The 21,266-nt window shown below is 31.9% G+C and carries 24 protein-coding genes; 23 read left to right on the top strand and 1 reads right to left on the bottom strand.

Annotated elements, in window-relative coordinates:
* Positions 1–441: 441 nt before the first annotated feature.
* Positions 442–1,761, bottom strand: a complete 1,320-nt coding sequence (locus tag SOR60_RS09925; protein WP_320595853.1) for a C1 family peptidase — start codon at positions 1,759–1,761, stop codon at positions 442–444.
* Between the two features lie 72 nt (positions 1,762–1,833).
* Here SOR60_RS09925 and SOR60_RS09920 point away from each other — a divergent pair, with 72 nt between their 5' ends.
* The 23 genes from SOR60_RS09920 to SOR60_RS09810 all read left to right on the top strand — a co-directional run.
* Positions 1,834–2,124: a hypothetical protein gene (locus SOR60_RS09920; protein WP_320595852.1), complete on the top strand. Its 291-nt coding sequence runs from the start codon at positions 1,834–1,836 to the stop codon at positions 2,122–2,124.
* Between the two features lie 61 nt (positions 2,125–2,185).
* Positions 2,186–3,256, top strand: a complete 1,071-nt coding sequence (locus SOR60_RS09915) for an ABC transporter ATP-binding protein (RefSeq protein ID WP_320595851.1) — start codon at positions 2,186–2,188, stop codon at positions 3,254–3,256.
* Positions 3,256–4,140 (top strand): carbohydrate ABC transporter permease, encoded by an 885-nt coding sequence (locus SOR60_RS09910; protein WP_176269712.1) that lies wholly within the window; start codon positions 3,256–3,258, stop codon positions 4,138–4,140. The genes SOR60_RS09915 and SOR60_RS09910 overlap by 1 nt, the downstream gene beginning before the upstream one ends.
* The gene (locus SOR60_RS09905) at positions 4,141–4,959 is read left to right on the top strand and encodes a carbohydrate ABC transporter permease (protein WP_320595850.1); all 819 of its coding nucleotides are present in this window, start codon (positions 4,141–4,143) and stop codon (positions 4,957–4,959) included.
* Positions 4,940–6,250: an MBL fold metallo-hydrolase gene (locus tag SOR60_RS09900; protein ID WP_320595849.1), complete on the top strand. Its 1,311-nt coding sequence runs from the start codon at positions 4,940–4,942 to the stop codon at positions 6,248–6,250. The genes SOR60_RS09905 and SOR60_RS09900 overlap by 20 nt, the downstream gene beginning before the upstream one ends.
* Before the next feature lie 9 nt (positions 6,251–6,259).
* The gene (locus SOR60_RS09895) at positions 6,260–7,576 is read left to right on the top strand and encodes an ABC transporter substrate-binding protein (RefSeq protein ID WP_320595848.1); all 1,317 of its coding nucleotides are present in this window, start codon (positions 6,260–6,262) and stop codon (positions 7,574–7,576) included.
* Positions 7,577–7,812: 236 nt separating this feature from the next.
* Entirely contained in the window at positions 7,813–9,216 is a 1,404-nt protein-coding gene (locus SOR60_RS09890; protein WP_320595847.1) for a carbohydrate ABC transporter substrate-binding protein, read from the top strand.
* Positions 9,217–10,355: 1,139 nt separating this feature from the next.
* Complete coding sequence (locus SOR60_RS09885) at positions 10,356–11,450, top strand: DMT family transporter (RefSeq protein ID WP_154539998.1); 1,095 nt, start codon at positions 10,356–10,358, stop codon at positions 11,448–11,450.
* A complete protein-coding gene (locus tag SOR60_RS09880) occupies positions 11,450–11,713 on the top strand; it encodes a hypothetical protein (protein WP_154540000.1) in 264 nt (87 codons plus the stop codon). Before SOR60_RS09885 ends, SOR60_RS09880 begins: the two co-directional genes overlap by 1 nt.
* A 7-nt stretch (positions 11,714–11,720) precedes the next feature.
* Complete coding sequence (locus SOR60_RS09875) at positions 11,721–12,014, top strand: BMC domain-containing protein (protein ID WP_154540002.1); 294 nt, start codon at positions 11,721–11,723, stop codon at positions 12,012–12,014.
* Positions 12,015–12,022: 8 nt separating this feature from the next.
* Entirely contained in the window at positions 12,023–12,313 is a 291-nt protein-coding gene (locus SOR60_RS09870; protein WP_154540004.1) for a BMC domain-containing protein, read from the top strand.
* A gap of 12 nt (positions 12,314–12,325) precedes the next feature.
* Entirely contained in the window at positions 12,326–13,759 is a 1,434-nt protein-coding gene (locus tag SOR60_RS09865) for an aldehyde dehydrogenase family protein (RefSeq protein ID WP_320595846.1), read from the top strand.
* An 8-nt stretch (positions 13,760–13,767) separates the two neighbouring features.
* Positions 13,768–16,317, top strand: a complete 2,550-nt coding sequence (gene cutC, locus SOR60_RS09860) for a choline trimethylamine-lyase (RefSeq protein ID WP_320595845.1) — start codon at positions 13,768–13,770, stop codon at positions 16,315–16,317.
* Between the two features lie 20 nt (positions 16,318–16,337).
* Positions 16,338–17,300: a choline TMA-lyase-activating enzyme gene (cutD, locus tag SOR60_RS09855; protein WP_154540010.1), complete on the top strand. Its 963-nt coding sequence runs from the start codon at positions 16,338–16,340 to the stop codon at positions 17,298–17,300.
* A gap of 8 nt (positions 17,301–17,308) precedes the next feature.
* On the top strand, positions 17,309–17,647 hold the full coding sequence (locus SOR60_RS09850) for a BMC domain-containing protein (protein WP_320595844.1): 339 nt from the start codon (positions 17,309–17,311) through the stop codon (positions 17,645–17,647).
* Positions 17,644–18,099 (top strand): EutP/PduV family microcompartment system protein, encoded by a 456-nt coding sequence (locus SOR60_RS09845; RefSeq protein ID WP_154540014.1) that lies wholly within the window; start codon positions 17,644–17,646, stop codon positions 18,097–18,099. The genes SOR60_RS09850 and SOR60_RS09845 overlap by 4 nt, the downstream gene beginning before the upstream one ends.
* Entirely contained in the window at positions 18,087–18,611 is a 525-nt protein-coding gene (locus SOR60_RS09840; protein ID WP_176269719.1) for a cobalamin adenosyltransferase, read from the top strand. The genes SOR60_RS09845 and SOR60_RS09840 overlap by 13 nt, the downstream gene beginning before the upstream one ends.
* A gap of 4 nt (positions 18,612–18,615) precedes the next feature.
* A complete protein-coding gene (gene eutJ / locus SOR60_RS09835; RefSeq protein WP_176269765.1) occupies positions 18,616–19,452 on the top strand; it encodes an ethanolamine utilization protein EutJ in 837 nt (278 codons plus the stop codon).
* Positions 19,442–19,735 (top strand): BMC domain-containing protein, encoded by a 294-nt coding sequence (locus SOR60_RS09830; RefSeq protein ID WP_154540018.1) that lies wholly within the window; start codon positions 19,442–19,444, stop codon positions 19,733–19,735. Before eutJ ends, SOR60_RS09830 begins: the two co-directional genes overlap by 11 nt.
* Positions 19,729–19,998, top strand: a complete 270-nt coding sequence (locus SOR60_RS09825) for a EutN/CcmL family microcompartment protein (RefSeq protein WP_154540020.1) — start codon at positions 19,729–19,731, stop codon at positions 19,996–19,998. Before SOR60_RS09830 ends, SOR60_RS09825 begins: the two co-directional genes overlap by 7 nt.
* A gap of 11 nt (positions 19,999–20,009) precedes the next feature.
* Positions 20,010–20,318, top strand: coding sequence for a hypothetical protein (locus tag SOR60_RS09820; protein ID WP_320595843.1), 309 nt, complete (start codon positions 20,010–20,012; stop codon positions 20,316–20,318).
* Positions 20,319–20,963: a phosphate propanoyltransferase gene (locus SOR60_RS09815; RefSeq protein WP_320595842.1), complete on the top strand. Its 645-nt coding sequence runs from the start codon at positions 20,319–20,321 to the stop codon at positions 20,961–20,963.
* A 147-nt stretch (positions 20,964–21,110) separates the two neighbouring features.
* Positions 21,111–21,266 (top strand): BMC domain-containing protein (locus SOR60_RS09810; RefSeq protein WP_278682307.1); only part of this gene is annotated, 156 nt, incomplete at its 3' end.

The raw sequence follows: 21,266 nt of genomic DNA, 5'->3' as shown, positions 1-21,266 counted from the left end.
AAAAATATATAAGACAAAACTTGTTATGAGAAAAATTAAATATGAAAAAAGAGGAGTCTTTGGATTCTCTAAGAGCATCGACAAACTCACGAAATTATTGATATTGTTGATGCTTTTTTTATTTCCTAAAATTATAATTATGTTTTTTAATTCTATAATTCATTATTCATATTAGAGTAGAAGAATAAGGGCTTTATACTTTAAAAGTCATCTAAATTCAAACTCTATTTAAATTTTTATTTTTGTTTTTAAAACAATAATTAATATAATATTTTTTTCCTAAGCCAAAAAAGTGAAGTATGAATATTACTATCTATTATAAAATATAGTTAATAATGGACTTTAAATATTAATGATTAAGCTAAAACTCAAATAAATAAGGACCTTAAAAGGTCCAAATTCAAATCAAAATATAGGCTTAAATTAAAATTATTTCTAGAACTATCTTATATTTTTAAGCATCCTATACATAGGATCAAACTCATCATAAACAATTTCTTTTTTATCCATTGCTTTTAAAACTTTTTGTGTTAGATATTTTTTGTCTACTATTATCTCAAAAGTATTTTCTCTAAACCACTCATCAGTCATTGAAAAATATCCATCGTGGCCATTTTCATCTCCCCAAGAATTTTCTATTTTCCAATAATTTATTTTTTTTCCTCTCTTATCAAAGCCTGTAAGGTTCATCGCATGACAAGCTGTTGAAAATCTTGCGTCTATTCTTTCAGCCTTAGTCATATCTTCATAGTTTATGAAGGTATCTTTTAGGTTGAACAAGTTTTCGTCTAGGATTCCACTTTCCCTATCCTCATTTATATCAACATCACAAGCAAACCACATGGTTTCTCCGTCTTTTATAGATTTTTGAGCAATTTTACTCATGGTATCCATGTCGATGTTTATTCCCTTTAAATCTTCTAGGTCTACTGCGTTTTTGGACATTGTATCCACTAGAACCCTATTATAAGGATGTCTTGGATCATTTAATAGTTTTACCTTGTTATCAAAAAAGTCTCCCACATATTTTTCGAAAAATAGCTTTGGGGTCATATCTTTTTCTATGTGATATTTATGATCTTTATCATAGTATTTAAAATCAAATTTTTCTACTGGTTTTCCTATGGATTTGGTGAAAATATTATAGGCATAAGATAGGCCTTTTTTTCTTAAATCTTCAATTTCTTTTTTATCATCAGACTTTCTTATATCCACAGCTATTTTCTTTAAGGCTCTTTCTAAAGTATAAAACATATAGAAAGAATTTTGAGAATTAAAAAGCTCTCCCATAGCTGTTTTTGGAACTATTCCATATTTTTTTATAAGATAGTAAAAAAATTCAAAGTATCCACCATCGTTTGGTTCTGAGAAAAGTACATCTTCAACCCTTCTGTCCTTTATGTCCAAATCTTTTGTATCAATTATTCTTTGTAAGAACCTATTAGTTTTTTCCATATTGTCAAAAAAGTAAAGGTATGATTCAGAAAGCTCAAAGTTTTCCATATTTAGATTCTCTGCAATTTTCATTCTTATCATATTAAGACCTGCAAACATCCAGCACCTACCAGTTTTCTTTTGGTCTGTGACATCATTTGTTTTAATTTCATTAGAGAAAATAAAATTATGTTTATTTATTACATTTTTATTTAAAGATGCTTCTCTTATTCCAACATTTGAGATGGCATTTGATATTATTTTATTTGACGGGTCTTTGTCATATATTTCTTCTAATTCTTTATATAAATTTTTATCTAATTTCATATCCACTCCTTTGACTAAATTATACTACATATTTTTATTATGATATAATTAAAACATGAAAAGGGGGATAGTATGGACTTTATTTGGCCTATATTTACAGCATTATTTGTAATATTTATGCTTAATTTTATATTAGACAGAAGGAAAGTTAACCTATATTTGTCCTTATTTATGGCTGTTTTATCCCTTGGATATGGTTTTATTTTTGGTTTAAACTTTAAGGAAATTTACTTCTTTTCCTTTCTTTTATCCATAGGACTTATTATAATATCCTTAAGAAAAGAAATAGAATCTTTCACAGTCATAGCAATTGCCCTTATGCTCGTAATGCTTGCTATATTATTTAAGTACCCGCTTTTATAGTTATTATAAGATTAATATTTTAGTATTAAGTTATAAGGGATAAAATTTATAAGAGGTTTATATGATAAAAATTGAAAAATTAAACAAGGTTTATGAGAATGGATACGAAGCTCTTAAAAGTGTTGACTTAGAGGTTCCTAAAGGAGCTTTAATGTCACTTTTAGGACCGAGTGGTTGTGGGAAATCTACAATATTAAATATTGTTGCAGGACTTTTGGACCCTACAAAGGGTGATATAAAGTTTGATGGAAAATCAGTAATTAATAAGCATCCTAAAGATAGAGATATTGGAATGGTATTTCAAAACTATGCTCTCTACCCACACATGAGTGTTTTGGAAAATGTAATATTTCCACTTACAGTTGGAAGCAATAAAATAAAAAAACAAGAGGCTGTTAAGATTGCTCAAAAATATATAGATCTTACTGATATTTCTGATATAAAAGACAAAAAGCCTAAGGCACTTTCAGGTGGGCAGCAACAAAGGGTTGCTATAGCAAGGGCTCTTGTACAAAATCCTAAAATCTTACTTTTAGATGAACCTTTAAGTAACCTAGATGCAAGGCTTAGGATAAAGATTCGTGAAGAAATTAGATCGATTGTAAAAAAACTTGGGGTAACTACAGTTTTTGTAACACATGATCAAGAAGAGGCCTTATCTATTTCTGACTATATAGCTCTTATGGATAAGGGGATAATTCAACAAGTTGATATTCCACAAAACTTATACCTAAATCCTGCCAATCTTTTTGTGGCGAAATTTATAGGAACTCCTATAATCAATACATATAAGGCAAGCTTTGATGGAAACTCTTTGATTACAAAAGATTTCTCTATTAAATTATCTGAGCTAGAAAATAGTAGATTTAGAGAAGAGTTTAAAAGTGGTGAAGATTATACCCTTGCCATAAGACCAGAACACCTTAAGATAAGTGAGGGAGGAATTCCTGTAGAAGTTATATCAATTGAGATGATAGGAAGATATATGATTGTCCATTTTGATTTAGATAATGAGAAATCAAGGCTTTTGGTAGATTCCAATATTTTGATAAATGAGGGTGATAGGATCAATCTTTCCATAGATTATCCTTCAATTTATATATTTGATAAGGATGATAGGAGAGTCTACTGATGAAAAACAGATTCAAATATAAGGCCGAAAATTCACCTAAGGCTTGGCTTTATTTATTGCCTGCTCTTATATTTATACTAATATTTAATGTATACCCTTTGATTAGGACATTTACTATGGCTATGAAGTCAAACAATATACTAAATCCAGAATTCCTTGGTCTTTCAAACTTTTCCTATGTTTTAAAAGATCCACAATTTCATTTAGCTATGAAAAATACTTTTATATATGCCATAACGGTAGTGCCAGGCTCAATTATTATAGCTATGATAATTGCCCTAATTCTTTATACTAAGATTAAGGGAGCGAAGTTTTTTGAAACAATATTTTTTATTCCTTATCTTACTTCTGTTATAGCTATAGGTATTGTATTTAGGTATTTATTTAATGGCCAATATGGTATAATTAACTTTCTTTTAGAGAAGGTAGGGCTTGGACCATATAACTTCCTAGATGACCCAAATTACAACATGCCAGCCCTAATTGTGTTTGGTATATGGAATAGTTTGGCTTTTAACATAATAATAATTCTTGCAGGACTTAGGGGTATAGATAAATCCTACTATAAAATTGCTGAAACCTTTGGTGCAAGCAAATTTGAGCAATTTGTCAAAATAACCCTACCTCAACTTAACTCTATTATGACTTTTCTAACTATAACAAGTTTTATAGGTGCCTTTAAGGTTTATAGCCAAATATTTGCCCTCTTTAATGGTTCGGCAGGTATTGGCAATAGGTTGGTTACTGCAGTATTTTATATATTTAATAAGTTTTATGTAGAAAATAGGTATGGTCAAGCTATGGCTGCAGCTGTAATTTTGTTTATATTTTTGTTAATATTGACCTTTATTCAAAGGCTAATATTTAGAAAGCTTGAGGACTAAATGAAAAAAATAGGTAAATTATTTCAATATATATTTGTAATACTAATGGCAATTATTACTCTCTTTCCTTTTGTCTACATGATTTTATCATCAGTAATGACTTACCAAGAAGTAATATCTATACCGCCAACTTTGATACCAAAAGGCTTAAACTTTAAAAACTACTCTGAGGCTATGAAGGTTGCACCTTTTGCTAGATACTTTTTAAATACAATTTTTGTAACAAGTATAAATACTATAGCAACCCTAGTTACAACAACACTAGCAGCTTTTGCCTTAAACTTTATGAATTTTAAATACAAAAATGCCCTTCAAACCTTTCTCATATCACTATTGATGATACCTTTTGAAATAGTAGTTTTTACAAATTTTAGAACAATTGCAAACATTAAACTAATAGATACCTATCTTGCTTTAATTCTTCCCTTTATGGCAAGTGTTTATTATATCTTCTACCTTAAACAATTTCTAAATTCTATCCCTAAAGAATATTACAATGTTGCCAAGGTAGATGGAGCAAGCGACTTTGAATTTATCAGAAAGGTTATGATACCTATGTCTAAGTCAAACTTATTTACCATAGGATTATTAAATTTCATAACAGGTTGGAATTCATTTTTATGGCCAATCCTTGTTACAAACTCAAAGGAGATGAGGATGATTTCAAATGGTCTATCAGCTTTTGCAACAGAGGCAGGTTCCCTAATTCATCTTCAAATGGCAGCTTCAACAATAACAATTCTTCCAATACTTATCCTTTACTTTTTGTTTAGAAAGAGAATACTAGAAGGAGTTTCATATGGTGGAATCAAAGGATAGGACAAGAATAGTCTTTCATAAGGGAACTCATACCATAGGGGGAACTCTTATAGAAATAAAATATAAAAAATCAAGGATATTTTTTGATTTAGGAGCCCTATTTAACAGGGAAATTGTGATAAATGATTTAGATGATTTAATAGAAAACAATCTTTGTGCTTATGTAGATGGTCTTTATGATAAAAATGCAAGTAGTAAGGATATGGTAAAAGATGACTATTATTATGAAAATGAAGCTTTGTTTTTTTCCCATATTCATCTAGACCATACATCTTTGATAAACTATACTAATCCTAAGATAAAAGTTTACTGCTCCAAAGATTCCAAGAAAGCATTAGAGGCCTTATCAATAAATAATAAATTTGTCTATCCATTTAGTAAAAATCAAAAGTTAGAAGGATATATTAGAAATATTGAGGGAGTAGACTATGGCGATATCGTTCAAATAGGAGATATAGAAGTTCAATTTATAAGAGTTGATCATGATGGTTTTGGAGCTTGTGGTTTTATTATAAAAACTTTCGATAAGAAAATCTCTTATACTGGAGATATCAGACTTCATGGCTTTAGAAGAAAAGATAGTGAAAACTTCATAAAACATGCTCAAAACTCAGACTATCTTATAACTGAGGGAGTAAGCTTTTCGTTTAATAGGCTAGGAGAAGATGAAGCTGAGATAGTTGAAGCTGAACTTATTGAAAATATTGTAAAGGTAATTAAAAAAAATAAGAATAGACCTATTTTATTTAACTACTATCAAGGAAATTTTGAAAGAATAAAGAAGCTTATAGAAAATCTTAGGGATATAAGAAAACTTGTTTTTTCTGAATACAATGCTTATACCATAAAAAAGGTTCTAGGTCTTAATCTCTACTATATAAAAGATAGGGACTATGACTATAAACTAGATAAAGACTTAGAAATCAATTTAGATGATATTGTAAAAAATAAATCTTCTTATCTTTTACAAATTAGAAAAGATGATGTAGATTTGGGAGAATTTTTTAAAGGAGGTATTTATATTCACACAGATGCAGAACCTTTGGGAGACTATGATCCGGAATATATGCCTTTTATGAAAAAATTAGAAAAATTTAATATTAAAGTTTTAATTATGAAAACTTCTGGTCATGCTCCTACAGAGGATATAAATTATATAATAGAGAAAATTAATCCTAAAAAGTTATTCACAATTCACTCTAAAAATCCAGAATGGGTATATAATGATAGTAGAAGTAGATTCAAAGATAGGGGATATGCTCCCTATGATGGAGAAGAAATTATTTTGTAAGGAGAAAGTATGAAAATCAAAAAAATTCTAAAAACTTCTTTGGCACTAGCCTTATCATTAGGCGTATTAGTAGGCTGTGGCGGAAATGAAAAGGCTAATACTGCATCAAATGATGCTAGTAATGCTAGTACTGAGAAAAAGGAAAGTACAATAGTTGAAGACCTAAAAGACAAGAAGGTAGAAATCACTTTTTGGCATGCGATGAGTGGTGGCCAAGGTGAAGCATTAGAAAAATTGGTAAAAGAATTTGAAGAAAAAAATCCTAATATCAAGGTAAATCTTCAAAATCAAGCAGCCTACAAGGATTTAAATCAAAAACTAACAGCAACTATGCAATCAGTTGACCAACTTCCAACTATAACTCAAGCTTACCCAGACTGGATGGTACAATTTATAGATGGGGGATTAGTTCAAGATCTAAAACCTTATATAGAAAATGAAAAATTGAAATTTGATAACTATGATGACATAGTGGAAGGCTTAAGAAATGAAGTAGAAAAAGATGGCAAAATAATGGCCCTTCCTTTCAATAAGTCTACAGAAATCTTTTGGTACAATAAGTCATTGTTTGATGAATTAGGACTTAAGGTTCCAAGAAATTACGATGAACTAAAGGAAGTAGCAAAGAAAATTCACGATGAGAAGGGAATTGCTGGAGTAGGATTTGACTCGCTTTCAAACTATTATCAAACCTACCTTGAGAATAAAGGAATCAAGATGGATTCAAAACTTGATGTAACAAGTGATGTATCAAAAGAGGCTATAAACTATTATCTAGATGGTATAAAAGAAGGATACTTTAGAATTGCAGGAAGTGACAAATATATGTCAGCCCCATTTGCAAATGAACAAGTAGGAGCCTATATTGGTTCAAATGCAGGTGAAGTGTATGTAAAAGATGGAGTTCAAGGTAAATTTGAATATGAAGCAGCAGCATATCCAGCAGAGAAATCTGTTCAACAAGGTACAAATATCTACATGTTTAACAATGCAACAGAGGAAGAAAAAACTGCAGCATACCTATTCTTGAAATTCTTAACAGAAAAAGACAGTCAAATCCAATTTGGACTTGATACTGGATATATACCAGTAAGACAATCTGCTATAAAAGATGATGCCTATAAAAATTCCGACTCAAAAGTTGCCCCAATCATAGGTGAAGCAACAAAAGAACTTTATACAAGAGTAGTTGAACCAGGTAGCCAACAAGCCTACAATGATACCCAATCCTTCCTTGAAAAAATATTCTCAAATCCAGAAAATGTAGACTTGGATAAGGAATTGGAATCTTTCAAACAAACTTATGAGTCAGCTTACCAACAATAATAATAAAAACTGTTAGGGATTTATGATAAATCCCCTCTTTACTAGACAAAGCAGTAAGGAGGAGATATTTATTTGAAAGTATTGTTTTCCTTTTTCATCAACAAAATCTTTAATACTAACTATTTTAAACATTTGAATCTTTAAGAGATTATGAAAATGTTTACTTTATTTCTTGACAAAATTGAAAAGACTTTATATAATAATGAAAAAGGTAATTACCATATTAGGAGGAAATTATGAAAAAAATAAAAGCAGGATTGGTAGCGTTAGCTGCAGCTTTAGCCCTAACAGCTTGTGGTGGGAACAATAAAGCTGACGATAAGGCATCAAATCAAGATACTTCAAAAGAAAACGTTACAAGTAATGCGGGAAGTAACGAATCTAGTGGTGAAAAGGCTTTTAGCGGAAAAACTTTAACTATAGCAGGTCTTGATTCAGGTTATGGTACCGAAGGATGGAAAAAAGTTATAGCAGACTTTGAAGAAGAAACTGGTGCTAAAGTTGAAGCTAAATTCGAAAAAAATATAGCAGATGTTATTAGACCAGAAATCCAAGCTGGAAATTCACCAGACTTTATTTATCACTCTGTGGGAACAGAATCAGCACTTACAGAAACAATGGTTAAAGAAAACATGGTGGATGAGATTACAGATGTTCTTGATAAGAAAGTACCTGGAGAAGATAAAACAGTAAGAGAAAAAATAATCCCAGGTTTCTTAGATACAGCAGTAACAAATCCATATGGAGATGGAAAAACATATCTTGCCCCATTATTCTATTCACCAACAGGACTTTGGTACAACAAGGCAATGTTTAAAGAAGGTGGTGGAAAATATGAACTTCCAGAAACAATGGATGACTTTATAAAACTTGGTGAAGAAGCTAAAAAAGATGGTATAGCATTATTCACATATCCTACAACAGGATACTTTGATACATTCACATTTGCCATGCTTTATGATATAGGTGGACAAAAATTATTTGATAAACTTATGAGCTATGACAAAGATGCTTGGGAAAATGAAGCTACACCATATTTTGAAAACACAGGCAAAATTCTTAAATATGTAAATAAGGACACAGTAGCTCAAGCAAATAATGAATCATTTACTAAAAACCAACTACAAGTTATGAAAAATGAATCATTATTTATGCCAAATGGTACATGGGTTGTAGAAGAGATGAAAGATGCTGAAGGTGTTGCAAAAGATTTCGAATGGGGTCTAATGCCACTTCCAAAAGTTAATAAAGATGGTGAAAGATATGCATACTCATTCTTTGAGCAAGGATTTATCCCTAAGGATGCTAAAGAAAAAGAACTTGCAAAAGAATTCGTAGCCTTCCTATACTCAGACAAAGCAGCTAAAGCTTTTGCTGAAAATGGTGGAGCAGTTCAACCTATAGAAGGTGCAGAAGGTATGCTTAAAGATGAAGTTAAAAAATCCTACTATTCTATCTATGAAAATGGCGTAAAAGCAGCTTTAGGTGGATGGACAGCAGCGCCATCAGTAGAGGGAGTAGATATGACTAAAATAATATTTGATTCTATAAACTCAGTAGCAAATGGGGACAAATCAGTAGAAGATTGGCACAAAGAAGTAGTAGAAGCAGCAGGAAAAATTCAAGACGCAATGAAATAAAAAATTATAAGATCAGTCGAAAAGATTGTTCAAAGCATCGGCAATTATTGATTTTGTCGATGCTTTTTATTTGTAATAATTAAAATTATGATTTTTATAAATAATTTAAAATCTTAAAATTAGAGAATAATGGTCTAGATTTCCCTATAAACTTATTTGGCAACTTTGTAAAACGATTCATACTTTTATGTAAGTTTATATAAATATGGTATTTTTAATTTTTTATTTTATTATTAATATTGACGAAATTTCAAAGAGAATAAGCTATAAATCAGGCTAAACGAAATTATTTAAAATACCTATCTAAAGAAGAATTATTGATAAATTATAGGGGATAGAAGGAAGATTATGTTAATATAGATACAAATAATTCCTAAAATTAATGATTCAATTTTACAGGAGGTAGAATATTATAAATTCTTTAGGAAGAATAATTGTTAAAAGTTTTTATAAAGAAATTAAACCACTTAATAAAAGAGAATTGATATTTATAGTTATTATTTATCACTATATAATAAGAGAAATGAAGTTGTATCTATCCTAACTTAAGTCCTTAAAAGGGATGTAAAAAACACCTAGAAAAACGTTTACTTAAAGTATTTAATCTATAAATAACTATTTGCCAGTTTGACCCTTAGTAGTTATTTAAATTAAAACTATACATTACCTTAATTAAATGATAATTTAATTAAGGTAAAGGTATAAAAAAGCATATAGTTAAAGATAAACTTACTATAGAGAGATAGCTTAAAATTATCATGTGCTTATTGCTTTTTTAGTAAAGTTATTAAAAAGATGGAAAACAACTGTGGTAGAATTTAAAAATAAGTAAGGAAGAAGGTGAGATAAGGCTTTAATCAAGGGTTTATTAAAGAAATTAATAAATTTATTAATTTTATAAAAATTTAAAAAACAAATATTAGCAAAAAAAAATTTAGAAAAAGTCAAAACTTTGACGTTAAGGTAAGAGTTCAGTGTTATTTTTTAAACTATCGAATTTTTTTAATAGCAATTAATCTTGAAATTCCAACAAAAAAATGTTTTCCGAATTTTTTTTGACCTTAACCTTAGGGATATTGATATTATTTAGACAAAGAAAACATTTATAGTTTTTAAATATTTAAAGAAAGAAGGAGAGAATGAGAGTGGAGAAATCACAAAACTACACAAATACTACAAAAGCCAGTGTAGCAAAAGAAGCTTTAGATAAGAAGTACTTTTCCAAAGGCCTTAATATTGGAATCCAATCTGGTATTTACTACGGTCTTTATACAGCTTTGGTCACTACTGCTACAGTTTATGGTATATGGAAGTTCTGGTATTCAGGAGAAGCTGGATTATCTGAAATGACCTTAGCTTTTATCTTAGGTACCCTTGCTACAGGAATCAACGACTTAACATCTGCTATTTGGGCATTAGGCAATTCACTTTTAAAGGGTAAATTCGGAGATTTCATTAAAACCATTAAGACAAAACCAGGCCTTATAATGATATTTGCAGCCATAGTCGGAGGTCCTATTGCAGGAGTTACATATATCCTAGCAGTGCAAATGGGTGGTCCAGTTGTAATACCTATAGCAGGTTTAAATGTTGCGATTGGAGCAATTCTTGGAAGAATAATCCTAAAACAAGAATTATCAGCTAGGATGATTGCTGGTATTGTAATTTGTCTTATAGCTTCTCTACTTATTGGTGCAACAAGCTTAACAGGAGAGATTAAAGATGGAATGCTACTTGGCATTATTCTTGCTCTTATAGCCGCTTTTGGATGGGGTCTTGAAGGAGTTATAGCAGGATTTGGTACATCAATGATTGATTCAGAAATTGGAATAGCAATTAGACAATCAACATCAGCCCTATCAAACTTACTTATAGTTTTACCAATACTTGCACTAATTGAGGGAACAGGAATTGGACTTATTGGAAGTCTATTCACAAAAGCCATAACAGATCCGACAATTTTATTATTATTTGCTAGTGGATTTTTCACATTTATATCTTTTAATTTTTGGTATAAAGGAAATTCAATGTGTGGAGCAGCTCTAGGTATGGCATGTAATGGTACATATGCATTTTGGGGACCGTTCTTCTGTTGGATAATACTTGGAGTAATCCTTAAAAATCCAGGATATGAAATAGCTCCAATAGCTTGGATAGCTTCAATCCTTATGGCAATTGGAATATTTATAATGAGTGTTAACCCACTTGATTATTTTAAAAGAGGTAAGAATTAATGAGAAGACCATTAAATTATGAAATACTAAAATATTTTACTAATGTAGACAAGGCTTCAGCTCAAGATATCTACCTTGCTTTAGAAAGTGAATATAAAGACCACAAAGCTTTTAATTACGATAATATAGTAGAAAGTTTGATGACAGCTAAAGAAAACGGTCTTATAGATGAGGATTCATACGAACTTATAGACAACAAGTTAGTAGTTTACTATAAGGCAAGTGATGAACAAAAGAAGACGATTAATTATTATATAAAGTAGGTGCCATATGGAATATGAATCTCAGGCAATCGGTCTTATAGAAACACTTGGCATGCTGCCAGCACTTAAGGCCCTAGATGCAATGTTAAAGGCAGCTGATGTAAAGCTTGTATCATATGAGAATGTAGGTTCAACTCTTGTTACTGTAATAGTAAGAGGAGATGTCTCATCTTGTATAAGTGCAGTTGAAGCAGGTGTTAAAGAAGGCGAAAAGATTGGAAAAATTACAGCCCACAATGTTATGAAAAGACCGGTTACAAATGTAAGTAAGGTTATATCAGTTCACAAAGTAGAAAATTAGGAGAAAATATGCAAGCATTCGGAGGTATAGAAACTTTCGGTTTAGTGTATGTGCTTGAGGCCGCTGATGCGATGGAAAAGGCAAGTGATGTAGAAATAGTAGGCTACGAAAATGTGGCAAGTGGTTATATATCAGTTCTTATAAAAGGAGACGTATCAGCAGTTGAAGCAGCAGTTGAGGCAGGAGTTAGGGCGGTAGAAGCCATGGGAGCAGAAGTTTATTCATCTCTAGTTATACCATCTCCTCACCCAGACCTTAACAAGGTAACCGAAATATATAATTTAGACAACTTAGTATAGAAAGGGAGAATTATGAAAGTTATAGATACTGACCTTCTTTCTGTACAAGAAGCAAGAATTCTTCTAGAAGAAGCCTACCATAGCAGGGAAAATCTTCTAGAAGTCGATAAGAAAACAAGAGCTTATCTACTAGGAAAAATCAAAAAATACTACGATGAAAATTTGGAAAAGCTTACAAAACTTGCTTTTGATGAAACGAATTATGGCAAGAGTGAAGATGAACTAAGACTTGCTAAATTTTATCTTGATAACTTAGATGAAGAACTTAGGGACTATCCTCAAATATTTGATGTAGTCGAAAGAGGCCATAACAAGGAAGTAGCTCTAGCAAAGGGAGTAAGTCTAATCTTTATAGCACCATATCTTTCAACCCTTACAAGTTTTCAAGCAATATATCTTGCAACAAGAGCAGCGAATCCAGTAATAATTGTAAGCGATTCAAGGTGTAAGCAGACAGTAACAAAGATGGTTAAGGATATCATAAAGATAGAAGATGAACTCTACTATCCAAAGGGATCTTTATCAATACTAGAATATGGCTCTAAACTTGGAGAAAGAACACTTTATGAAAGTGATAAAGTTTCCTTTATTGTAGAAAATATCTTAAGTGATAATAAAAGAGAAATAAAAAATGAAAATGCTCAAGTTTTCGAAGCAGAAGTTGGAAATAACATTGTCTTTATAGACAAGTCTTGTGATGTTGATAAGGCAAGCTATGAAGTAATAAATTCAAAGGCTTTTAATAATGGTCTTCTTCCAGGGGTTGAACAATCCATAGTAGTTGAAGAAAATGTTTATGAAAAAACAGTAGAAAGCTTTAAAAAACATGGTGCTTACTTTTTATCAAAAGATGAGCATGTGGAACTTGAAAAGATAATCTATGACAAAGACCATAAGGTTAGAAAAGAACTTATAGGAAGAACAGTTAAAGAAATTGCAGATATAGCAGGGATAAAAGTGGATGATGATACAAAAATACTTGTAGTTACAAAACCTTATGTATCAGAAACAAGTCCTTATTCAAAAGAAAAATATAACCCTATAGTTTCTTTATATATAGAAAATGACTGGTTAAACGCCTGTGAAAAATGTGTAGAGTTAATTTTAAATGATAAAAAGGGTCAAAGCCTTTCAATTTACTCAAACGATTCTTATGTAATAGAGCAATTTATAGAGAAAAAGCCAGTGTCAAGAGTTTTAGTAAATTCGCCAACAGGACTTGGCTCAGTAGGAATAGGAACAAATTTACCTATATCATTCTCCTTATCAACTAAGAAGATAGACGGAAGCAACCAAACTTCCCTTAGTCCAAATCACTTTATGAAATTTAGGGAAATTGGTATATGCGATAGAGATGATATAAACTCATTTTTAAACAAAAAAGAAATAGAAAAAGATAAAAATTTATTTAGTAAAGTGTTAAATTCATTAAACAAAGATTATTAGGAGGAGAAATGGACTTAAGAGAATTTTCTAAGAAGTTAGCCATGGCTACAGAGCACATGTCTGATGAAGAAAAACAAAGTGTACGTCAATTATTTGAAAAAGTACAAGACCAATTAAATAAAAAAACAGAATCAAGCCAAAACTTAAATGCAGGATTTGAATCAGAAGGAGAAGAAATTCCAGATGGTCCTACTCAAAGACTAGTAGACCTTAAAAATAATTTCTTAAAGCAAGTACCAACTATTACTATACATAGAGCAAAGATAGTAACAGAACTTGCTAAAGAAAATCCAGGAATGCCTGAAATAATTCTTAGAGCAAAATCATTTAGAAAATGTTGTGAAACAGCACCATTAGTTATCCAAGACGAAGAGCTTATAGTTGGAGCACCATGTGGAGCACCAAGAAGTGGAGCCTTCTCACCAGATATATCATGGAGATGGCTAAGAGATGAGCTTGATACTATAGGAGATAGACCACAAGATCCATTCTATATTTCAGAAGAAGACAAGCAATATTGTAAAGATATAATATTTCCGTATTGGGAAGGAAGATCACTTGACGAAGCTTGTGAGGCAAAATATAGAGATGCTGGAGTATGGGAATTATCAGGAGAATCATTCGTATCTGACTGTTCTTACCATCAAATAAATGGAGGTGGGGACTCAAACCCAGGTTATGACGTAATTCTTATGAAAAAGGGTATGCTTGATATCCAAAACGAAGCAAAAGAACACCTAGAAAAACTAGACTACTCAAATCCTGAAGATATAGACAAAATCTACTTCTACAAATCAGTAATAGAAACAACAGAAGGTGTAATGATCTATGCTAAGAGAATGAGTGAATATGCAAAAGAACTTGCTAGAGGAGAATCTAATCCAAAAAGAAAAAGAGAACTCGAAAAGATAGCCGAAGTTAACGCTCATGTTCCAGCTCACAAGCCTAGAACATTCTGGGAAGCTATTCAATCAGTATTTACAATAGAATCTCTACTTGTAGTAGAAGAAAATCAAACAGGTATGTCAATAGGAAGAGTTGACCAATACATGTATCCATTTTACAAAGCTGACATCGAAGAGGGAAGAATTAATAACTATCAAGCGTTCGAACTTGCAGGATGTATGCTTATAAAAATGAGTGAGATGATGTGGCTTACAAGTGAAGGTTCATCTAAATTCTTTGCAGGATACCAACCATTCGTAAACATGACAGTAGGTGGTGTTACAAGAGAAGGAAGAGATGCTACTAATGACTTAACATATCTTTTAATGGATGCAGTAAGGCACGTAAAGGTATATCAACCATCACTTGCAACAAGAATTCATACCAAATCACCAGAAAAATATCTAAGAAAGATTGTAGATGTAGTAAGAAGTGGTATGGGATTTCCGGCTTGTCACTTTGATGATACTCACATTAAGATGATGCTTGCAAAAGGTGTAAGTGTGGAAGATGCAAGAGACTATTGTATGATGGGATGCGTTGAGCCACAAAAATCAGGTAGACTATACCAATGGACATCAACATCTTATACACAATGGCCAATAGCAATTGAGCTTGTACTAAACAACGGCGTTCCACTTTGGTATGGAAAACAGGTAACACCAGATCTTGGAAGCCTATCACAATATGACACATATGAAAAATTCCAAAAAGCAGTTTATGAACAAGTTTCATATATAACAAAGCTTACAGCAGCAGCCACAACAATCTCACAAATAGTACACAGAGATATGGCACCAAAGCCACTTATGTCAATCATGTATGAAGGCTGTATGGAAAGTGGAAAGGACGTATCAGCAGGTGGTGCAATGTATAATTTCGGACCAGGAGTAGTTTGGTCAGGACTTGCAACATATGCAGATAGTATGGCAGCAATTAAAAAACTTGTATACGATGACAAAAAATATACACTAGAAGAATTAAACCAAGCACTTAAAGCAGACTTTGAAGGCTATGACCAAATCAAAAGAGACTGCCTAGATGCACCAAAATATGGTAACGATGATGATTATGCTGATAATATTTGTAATGACATAATCACATTTACAGAAAGAGAACACGCAAAATACAAAACACTTTACTCAAGACTTTGTCACGGAACTCTTTCAATATCAAACAACACACCATTTGGTCAAATGACAGGAGCTTCTGCTAATGGACGTGGTGCATGGACACCACTTTCAGATGGTATATCACCAACTCAAGGTGCAGACTACAAGGGTCCTACAGCAATCATTAAGTCAGTATCAAAAATGGCAAATGATTCAATGAATATGGGGATGGTTCACAACTTTAAGATTCAAAAAGGAATTCTTGATTCAAAAGAAGGAGAAAATGCTCTTGTTACACTACTTCGTACAGCTTGTATGTATGGAAATGGTGAAATGCAATTTAACTACTTAGACAATGAAACAATGTTAGATGCACAAAAACACCCAGAAAAACATAGAGACTTAGTAGTTCGTGTAGCTGGATACTCAGCATTCTTCGTAGAATTATGTAAGGACGTACAAGACGAGATTATAAGCCGTACAATGCTAGAACATTTCTAAGATAATAGAAAGGATTAAGGATGGATGTAGATTTAAAAAAAGATGGGATTGAAAGATGTGCAAGAATCTTTAATACCCAAAAATACAACGTCCACGATGGTCCTGGAGTTAGAACTTTAATATTCTTCAAGGGTTGCCCACTTAGGTGTAAGTGGTGCTCTAACCCAGAAGGACTTAGAAGTGACTGCCAGGTAATGATGAAGAAGAATGCTTGTATAAACTGTGGCCTCTGTGTTGGAGTTTGTCCTAAGAAAATCCACTATATGGAAAATGGAGTCCATAAGATAAATCGTGATATAACTTGTATAGGTTGTAGAAAATGCGAAAAAGCCTGCCTTCAAAATGCCATAGAAATAGTTGGAGAAGATAAGACAATATCAGAGATAATGGATATTGTAAGAGAGGACAAAGATTTTTATTTGATGAGTGGTGGAGGACTTACGGTTGGAGGAGGCGAATGTTCAAATCAAGCAGAAAGCCTAAAATCACTCCTTGAAGCAAGCCATATGGATGGGATAAATACAGCCATAGAAACTTGTGGATATATGTCTCAAAAATCCCTTGATTTAATAAAAGATCATGTTGACTTATTCCTATTTGATATAAAACAAATGGATCCTGTAAAACACAAATATTGGACTGGAGTAAATAACGAAAGAATCCTAAGAAACCTAGCCTATCTCTTAGAAAATGGGCACAAGGTTAGAGTAAGGATGCCAATTCTTAAAGGAGTAAATGATAGCAAAGAAGAAATAATGGCAGTAGTAGACTTTCTAGAAGACTACAAGTGCTTTAAAAACTTTGATGGAATAGATCTTCTACCATACCATAGATATGGAGTAGGAAAGTATGGACAACTAGACATGGAATATCCAATGGACAAGGAAATGGAAGGGGAATTTGGATTATCAGGTGAAGAACTTGACAGGATTCAAAAATGGATTGACGAAGAAAATATAGAAGTAAACTTAGTAAGGCATTAGGTGAGAAAATGGAAAATCTACAAAGAATAGTACAAGAATCAGTACCAGGAAAACAAATAACCCTACTTCATTTAATATCTTCACCAGATTCACAAGTTAACGAAAAAATTGGACTTGACAAGGGAAATGCCATAGGAATAATGACACTTACACCCACAGAGAGCTCAATTATAGCAGCAGATGTAGCATCAAAGGCTGCGTGTGTGGAAATTTGTTTTATAGATAGGTTCAACGGATGTGTTCTTTTGCAAGGAGATAATGAAAGTGTAAGACAATCTCTTGAAGCAGTAAAAGATACATTTGAAAGAATGCTTAAATTTATATCGTCTCCTGTAACAATATCATGAAACTAAAGTGGCTTATTATAGGAAATGACGGGGTTGGGAAAACAAGCTTATCATCCATTATAGAAGAAAAAGACCTAAACAAGAAAAAAAGCCTCGACTTTCAATATAGGGATAAGACAATAGAAGCTCCTGAAGGTTTTATAGAAAACTCCTACCTAAACAATGCCTTAATAATGGTCGGGCAAAACCAAGCGAAAGTAGTTGTTTTTATGCTTGATGATGAAAAAGACAACCACATTCCACCTAACTTTGCCAAAACATTTACAAGAAAAACCATTACCATAATCAATAAAATCGACCTTTATGACAAAGAGGACATGGATAGGTTAAGAGAGATAAAAGATTCAATAGGAAGTGAAATAGGATTTGAAATATCCTTAAAAACAGGTGAGGGAGTCGATAAATTAAAAAAATATATAGAAGAAATTGAGGATGAAAGATGCTTTTTATAACAGAAGATAAATTAAGAAATCAATATAAAAAAAGCCCTTTTGACTCATACCTACTAAAAAAAGGAAACAAGCTCACTCCTCAAGCAAGACAATTTCTCATAGACTTTAGGATAAAAATCATAAATGAAGAAAATCCTAAGCCTATAAAAAAGAAAGAAGATTTAAAGATTGAAGATAAAGTCTTTAAAGATAAGAAGTATATAAAAAAAGTTCTAATTCTAAAAGAACTTGCCCTAGATATAAGAGAATTTGATCAAGAATTTGCCTTAATAATAAATCAATATGCCTTAGACTTTTATAAGAAAAAAGAAATTAAAATCGATCAAACAGATATTAGTAAAGATGAGGCGATTGAGATATACATAAAGCTAGATCTCATAAGTCCATACCTAAGGGCATTTACAAGTATAAATAAGGCCATAGAAAAACTAGAAGAAATTCATGATGATGATGTAGAAAAAATATCATCAATCCTATATGCCTGGTTTATAAATATAAGCAAAGGAGGATAGTCTTATTAATTTAGAAAATGTAAATAAAGTTATAAAAGATTTCGAAAAATCAATAGAAAATCCTAAAAAATCCAAGGGCAAAAAACTTTACACAGGTGTAGACCTAGGTACAGCCTTTATTGTACTTTGTGTTTTTGATGAAGATAAAAAACCAATAGCCGGTGCTTATGAATTTGCTCAAGTAGTAAGGGATGGGATGGTAGTTGATTATATAGGAGCTTGTGACATAGTAAGAAAACTTAAAAGTAAGCTTGAAGAAGAAATTGGGGATGAGCTTATCTATGCAGGATGTGCAATCCCTCCAGGAACAGAAAACATTGACGGTGGAGCTGTCAAAAATGTCGTAGAATCCGCAGGTTTTATAACAGAAAAAGTTCTAGATGAGCCAAGTGCAGCAAATACACTCCTAAAGCTTGATAATGGAGCAGTGGTAGACATAGGCGGCGGCACAACAGGTATATCTATAATAAAGGATAATAAGGTAATAAAAGTTTTGGATGAGGCCAGTGGAGGTACTCACTTTTCCTTAGTTTTATCAGGGGCATATAAGGTAGACTTTGATAAGGCTGAAGAGATAAAAAGAGACTTCAACAAACATCAAGAAATCTTTCCTGTGGTAAGAGCTGTAATAGATAAAATAATTTCAATAATTGATAATGCTTGTATGGGTTATGACATAGATCAAATAGTTCTTGTAGGTGGTACAGCACTTTTAACTGGTATGGAAGAATATATTGAGAAAAAACTTGGTATAAGGACTTTAAAACCATCAAATCCAATGTTTGTAACACCAATTGGAATTGCTCTTTCACTTATAGAGGATGATAAAAATGGACATTAAGCTAATAAAGGCACCAAGTCCTGCAACACTTGATATAATACAAAACAGATCAAAGCTTAAATTTGATAAAAGCCCTGGAGCCATGGGACTTGTTCAAGGAAAGATGATAGAAATGACCGTAGCTTGTGATATAGCTTATAAGACTAGTGGTGTAGAAGTGTCAGATGTAAGAGGATCTTGTCCTCAAAATATGGTCATGCTTGCCATAGTAGGTGATATGGAAGAAGTCAAGGTAGCACTTAGAAATATTGAAGAAAAAAGCAAGGAAAAAGACATATGGTAATCGCAAAACTTATTGGCAATGTATGGGCAACAAGAAAATATGATTCACTAAATGGTTTAAAGTTTATGTTAGTAGAAATTTTAGACGGAAGTGATAAAAATAAAAAAATTGTAGCAGTAGATACTATAGGAGCAGGAAGGGGAGATAGGGTTATAATAACCCAAGGTTCATCAGCAAGAGCAATCCTTGAAGAAGAATCTCATAGTAAAATTCCTGTTGATGCTGTCATAGTTGGAATAATAGATGAGGATTGCGATTTTTAAGGGAGGTTTTAATGAAAAGACTTATAAGCCAAGAAGAAGTCTTAAAAAATAAGGATCAAAAAGAAATCTTTGTTGATAAAAATACCTTAATAACTGCAGCAGCTAGGGACCTTTGTAAGGACTTAGGTATAGAAATAAAGTGTATTAATTCAGTTAAAGAGGTAGAAGAAAATAAAGAATCTACAAAAAAAGAATATATAGAAATTAAAGAAAAAGAAAACCAAGCTGTTTTATCAGAAAACCAAATCTATAACATCCTAAAAGATGGTATAAATCAAGGACTAATATCAGAAAGTGATATTGAAAGGATGTTGGGATAGATGAGTGAGTTTAGTCTGTTACTTAGTAAATTAGTGGAAAATTATAAAGAAAATAATGAAAAAATTAATATAGACCTTTACAAAATACCTATAGGTATATCAGGAAGACATATTCACCTTTCACAAAAAGACTTAGATACCTTATTTGGAAAGGGATATGAACTTACACCCATAAAAAAACTATCACAACCTGGTCAATTTGCTTGTAAAGAAACACTTACAATAGCAGCTAGGAAGGGATGTATAGAAAATGTAAGGATAATAGGTCCTGTAAGAAGTCAAAGCCAGGTAGAAATACTTAGGGCAGATGCTTTTAAACTAGGAGTAAAACCTGTTTTAAGACTTTCAGGAGATTTAGAAAATACTCCAGGAGTTACCATTATAGGAGCTAAAGGAAGCATAATACTTAAAGAAGGTGTAATAGTAGCCCAAAGACATATCCACTTTAACAATGAACAAGCAAGAGTTCGTGGTTATAAAAATGGAGACATAGTTTCCATAAGAGTAGGTGGACAAAGATCAGCTATTCTAGAAAATGTAAGCATCAGGGTAGGAGATAATGGATACCTTGATTGTCACATTGACCAAGAAGAGGCAAATGCCTTAGGACTTGGCCCAAAAGACTATGCAGAGATTATAAGATAAGGGGTTTAGATGACTGAAAAAAAAGAACAAGCTAAAAATGAAACTGTAAACAAAAAAACAGAAAACGAAAAAAAAGCTCAAGAAGAAGTAAAAGAAATATCAAATAAAACAAAAAATAAAAAAGAAGAAAAAAAGGAGATAAAAACAATGGCACAATTAGACGCATTAGGAATGATTGAAACAAAAGGTTTAGTAGGAAGTATCGAAGCAGCAGATGCAATGGTAAAGGCAGCAAATGTAACATTAGTTGGAAAAGAACATGTAGGTGGAGGCCTTGTAACAGTTCTTGTAAGAGGAGATGTA

Source organism: Anaerococcus porci (genome assembly GCF_034090325.1).
In the GTDB taxonomy this organism is placed as follows: Bacteria; Bacillota; Clostridia; order Tissierellales; family Peptoniphilaceae; genus Anaerococcus; species Anaerococcus porci.
This window is presented reverse-complemented; position numbering and strand designations above follow the sequence as displayed.

What these genes read in the sequence shown, in the direction of transcription:
- SOR60_RS09815 (WP_320595842.1), top strand. Translation starts at nt 20,319, where the DNA reads ATGAGTGAGTTTAGTCTGTTACTTAGTAAATTAGTGGAAAATTATAAA.
- cutD (WP_154540010.1), top strand. Translation starts at nt 16,338, where the DNA reads ATGGATGTAGATTTAAAAAAAGATGGGATTGAAAGATGTGCAAGAATC.
- SOR60_RS09825 (WP_154540020.1), top strand. Translation starts at nt 19,729, where the DNA reads ATGGTAATCGCAAAACTTATTGGCAATGTATGGGCAACAAGAAAATAT.
- SOR60_RS09895 (WP_320595848.1), top strand. Translation starts at nt 6,260, where the DNA reads ATGAAAATCAAAAAAATTCTAAAAACTTCTTTGGCACTAGCCTTATCA.
- SOR60_RS09880 (WP_154540000.1), top strand. Translation starts at nt 11,450, where the DNA reads ATGAGAAGACCATTAAATTATGAAATACTAAAATATTTTACTAATGTA.
- SOR60_RS09910 (WP_176269712.1), top strand. Translation starts at nt 3,256, where the DNA reads ATGAAAAACAGATTCAAATATAAGGCCGAAAATTCACCTAAGGCTTGG.
- SOR60_RS09900 (WP_320595849.1), top strand. Translation starts at nt 4,940, where the DNA reads ATGGTGGAATCAAAGGATAGGACAAGAATAGTCTTTCATAAGGGAACT.
- SOR60_RS09890 (WP_320595847.1), top strand. Translation starts at nt 7,813, where the DNA reads ATGAAAAAAATAAAAGCAGGATTGGTAGCGTTAGCTGCAGCTTTAGCC.
- SOR60_RS09920 (WP_320595852.1), top strand. Translation starts at nt 1,834, where the DNA reads ATGGACTTTATTTGGCCTATATTTACAGCATTATTTGTAATATTTATG.
- SOR60_RS09865 (WP_320595846.1), top strand. Translation starts at nt 12,326, where the DNA reads ATGAAAGTTATAGATACTGACCTTCTTTCTGTACAAGAAGCAAGAATT.
- SOR60_RS09905 (WP_320595850.1), top strand. Translation starts at nt 4,141, where the DNA reads ATGAAAAAAATAGGTAAATTATTTCAATATATATTTGTAATACTAATG.
- SOR60_RS09850 (WP_320595844.1), top strand. Translation starts at nt 17,309, where the DNA reads ATGGAAAATCTACAAAGAATAGTACAAGAATCAGTACCAGGAAAACAA.
- SOR60_RS09820 (WP_320595843.1), top strand. Translation starts at nt 20,010, where the DNA reads ATGAAAAGACTTATAAGCCAAGAAGAAGTCTTAAAAAATAAGGATCAA.
- SOR60_RS09830 (WP_154540018.1), top strand. Translation starts at nt 19,442, where the DNA reads ATGGACATTAAGCTAATAAAGGCACCAAGTCCTGCAACACTTGATATA.
- SOR60_RS09875 (WP_154540002.1), top strand. Translation starts at nt 11,721, where the DNA reads ATGGAATATGAATCTCAGGCAATCGGTCTTATAGAAACACTTGGCATG.
- SOR60_RS09925 (WP_320595853.1), bottom strand. Translation starts at nt 1,761, where the DNA reads ATGAAATTAGATAAAAATTTATATAAAGAATTAGAAGAAATATATGAC.
- SOR60_RS09840 (WP_176269719.1), top strand. Translation starts at nt 18,087, where the DNA reads ATGCTTTTTATAACAGAAGATAAATTAAGAAATCAATATAAAAAAAGC.
- SOR60_RS09885 (WP_154539998.1), top strand. Translation starts at nt 10,356, where the DNA reads ATGAGAGTGGAGAAATCACAAAACTACACAAATACTACAAAAGCCAGT.
- cutC (WP_320595845.1), top strand. Translation starts at nt 13,768, where the DNA reads ATGGACTTAAGAGAATTTTCTAAGAAGTTAGCCATGGCTACAGAGCAC.
- SOR60_RS09870 (WP_154540004.1), top strand. Translation starts at nt 12,023, where the DNA reads ATGCAAGCATTCGGAGGTATAGAAACTTTCGGTTTAGTGTATGTGCTT.
- SOR60_RS09915 (WP_320595851.1), top strand. Translation starts at nt 2,186, where the DNA reads ATGATAAAAATTGAAAAATTAAACAAGGTTTATGAGAATGGATACGAA.
- SOR60_RS09845 (WP_154540014.1), top strand. Translation starts at nt 17,644, where the DNA reads ATGAAACTAAAGTGGCTTATTATAGGAAATGACGGGGTTGGGAAAACA.